Genomic DNA, 2,635 nt, shown 5'->3' on the forward strand with positions numbered 1-2,635 from the left:
TGAGCAGCCAGGCTGAGCGCCAGGCTGCTGCCGACTGCCCCCCGGCCCTTGACCAACACGTCCACGCTTTGCATGACACGATTGTAGGCAGGGGCCATTGCCGCACTGCCGGCCAGGGCGGGCCTTGCTCCGGCCGACTAAAATCAATCGCTTCGGCCCCGGCCCGCGCCGGTGGCCTCCCCATCAGAAAGACCCGCCATGAGCCTCAAATGCGGCATCGTGGGCCTGCCCAACGTCGGCAAGTCCACGCTCTTCAATGCCCTGACCAAAGCCGGCATCGCCGCCGAGAACTACCCCTTCTGCACGATCGAGCCGAACGTCGGCATCGTCGAATTGCCGGATCCCCGGCTGGCAGCGCTGGCCGAGATCGTGAAGCCCGAGCGGGTCTTGCCGGCGGTCGTCGAGTTCGTCGACATCGCAGGCCTGGTCGCGGGCGCCAGCAAGGGCGAGGGCCTGGGCAACCAGTTCCTGTCCCACATCCGCGAGACGGATGCCATCGTCAACGTGGTGCGCTGCTTCGAGGACCCGAACGTCATCCACGTGAATGGACGTGTCGACCCGATCGCCGACATCGAGGTCATCCAGACCGAGCTTTGTCTGGCCGACCTCGGCACCGTCGAGAAAAGCCTGCACCGCTACAACAAGGTGGCTCGCGCCGGCGACAAGGACGCCATCGCCCTCGTCAAGGTCCTGGAGAAGTGCCAGGCCGCGCTGGACCAGGCCAAGCCGGTGCGCACCATCGATTTCGGCAAGGAAGAGCTGGCCATCCTCAAGCCCCTGTGCCTGATCACGGCCAAGCCGGCCATGTTCGTCGGCAACGTGTCGGAAGACGGCTTCGAGAACAACCCCTTCCTGGAGCGCCTGAGGGAGTACGCGGCCGCACAGAACGGCCCGGTCGTGGCCATCTGCGCGAAGACCGAGGCGGAACTCTCTGAGATGGACGACGAAGACCGTGCCATGTTCCTGGCCGAGATGGGCCAGGACGAGCCGGGCCTGAACCGCCTGATCCGCGCCGCCTTCAAACTGCTGGGCCTGCAGACCTACTTCACCGCAGGCGTGAAGGAAGTGCGCGCCTGGACCATCCACATCGGCGACACCGGCCCGCAAGCTGCGGCGGTCATCCATACCGACTTCGAGCGCGGCTACATCCGCGCCCAGACCATCGCCTACGACGACTTCATCCAGTACCGAGGTGAGCAAGGTGCCAAGGATGCGGGCAAGATGCGGGCGGAAGGCAAGGAATACATCGTCAAGGACGGCGATGTGTTGCACTTCCTGTTCAACGTCTGATCTCTCTGCATTGACGCTCAGCAGGGCATGATCGGCTCTCGCGGGTCTGAAGCCCCAGCGCCGCCGGGAAGCCCGCCAGTTCAGCCGCACACCCGTGCGGCTTTTTCATGGTGGGCGCCTGCATCAAGACCCGTCGGTGAGGTCCGCCGGTGTTTACAGTGGACGCATGTATCGTCGCTTCTCCTGTCTGCTGGCGCTGTTGTCCCTCACTGTGGCCGGCGGCGCGCTCGCCGCTGACGCCAAGCGCATTGCCATCACCATAGACGACCTGCCAGCAGCCTCGGCGACGCCCATGGCACCGGCCGAAGCTGGGCGGTTGAATCAACAACTGCTCACCGCCCTGCAGCGCCATGGCGCCAAGGCGGTGGGTTTCGTCAACGAAGACCGGCTGCTCGTGCCCGGTCATGTCGACGATGGCGTGGCCCTGCTCCACGCCTGGCTCGACGCTGGCATGGAACTCGGCAACCACGGCTTCGGCCACCTCGGGCTGTGGAAGTCGTCGCGGGAGGACGTCGAAGCTGGCGTGCTCAAAGGAGAAGTGCTCACGCGCTGGGTAACCAGCCGACGCAGCGCGCCATTGCGCTACTACCGCCCTCCCTTCACGCAGACGGGCAAGACCGAAGCAGAGCGCGAAGCTTTCGAGGCCTTCCTGGCTCACCACGGCTATGCGGTGGCACCGATGACCGTGGACCACGACGACTATCTGTTCGCCTGCGTGTACGACCGACTGCAGGCGCCTGGCGAAGCGGCACGGCGACAGGTGGTGACGGACGAATACGACACCCACCTGCGCACATCGCTGCAAGTGTTTGAGACGATGTCTCAAGAACTGTTCGGGCGTCAGATCCCTCAAGTGCTGCTCATCCACGCAAACCGCCTCAACGCCGCCACACTGGACCGCACGCTGAGGACCCTCAAGGAGCGGGGTTACGCCTTCGCGCCCCTCGACGAGGTGCTGCTCGATGAAGCCTATCGTTCACCTGCTCGAGCGAGCGGACGCTTCGGCCCGTCGTGGCTGGCACGCTGGGCGCGGGCCAAGGGCGTAAAACTCAGCGTGTATGGCCAGCCCGATCCTGTTGGGCAGACGGCGCAGTGGCATGCACAGCTTTGCAGGCAATGAACTGCACCGCAGCGTGAATGTCTTGTCGGCACCCGTCCACAGGCGCGCCGAGCCTTATGAGCAGTTGGCGATATGTTTTCGCCTCCAAAAAGCGAAACCCCCACCATCTTTGAATGGTGGGGGTTGGCTCAATAAATAGCCTGACGATGACCTACTTTCACACGGGAATCCGCACTATCATCGGCGCTGACTCGTTTCACTGTCCTGTTCGGGATGGGAAGGAGT

General features: G+C 64.1%; 2 protein-coding genes and 1 rRNA gene. 2 read left to right on the plus strand and 1 reads right to left on the minus strand.

Annotated elements, in window-relative coordinates:
• Positions 1–198 precede the first annotated feature (198 nt).
• A complete protein-coding gene (gene ychF / locus VGF12_RS06430; protein ID WP_331175210.1) occupies positions 199–1,290 on the plus strand; it encodes a redox-regulated ATPase YchF in 1,092 nt (363 codons plus the stop codon).
• 166 nt (positions 1,291–1,456) lie between these two features.
• The gene (locus VGF12_RS06435; protein ID WP_331175211.1) at positions 1,457–2,410 is read left to right on the plus strand and encodes a polysaccharide deacetylase family protein; all 954 of its coding nucleotides are present in this window, start codon (positions 1,457–1,459) and stop codon (positions 2,408–2,410) included.
• Between the two features lie 138 nt (positions 2,411–2,548).
• On the opposite strand, the gene rrf is transcribed toward VGF12_RS06435, so the two are convergent.
• Positions 2,549–2,635: ribosomal RNA gene (rrf, locus tag VGF12_RS26255) — 5S ribosomal RNA — on the minus strand; the annotation flags it as partial.

Source organism: Roseateles sp., from assembly GCF_036404855.1.
Lineage (GTDB): Bacteria > Pseudomonadota > Gammaproteobacteria > Burkholderiales > Burkholderiaceae_C > Pelomonas.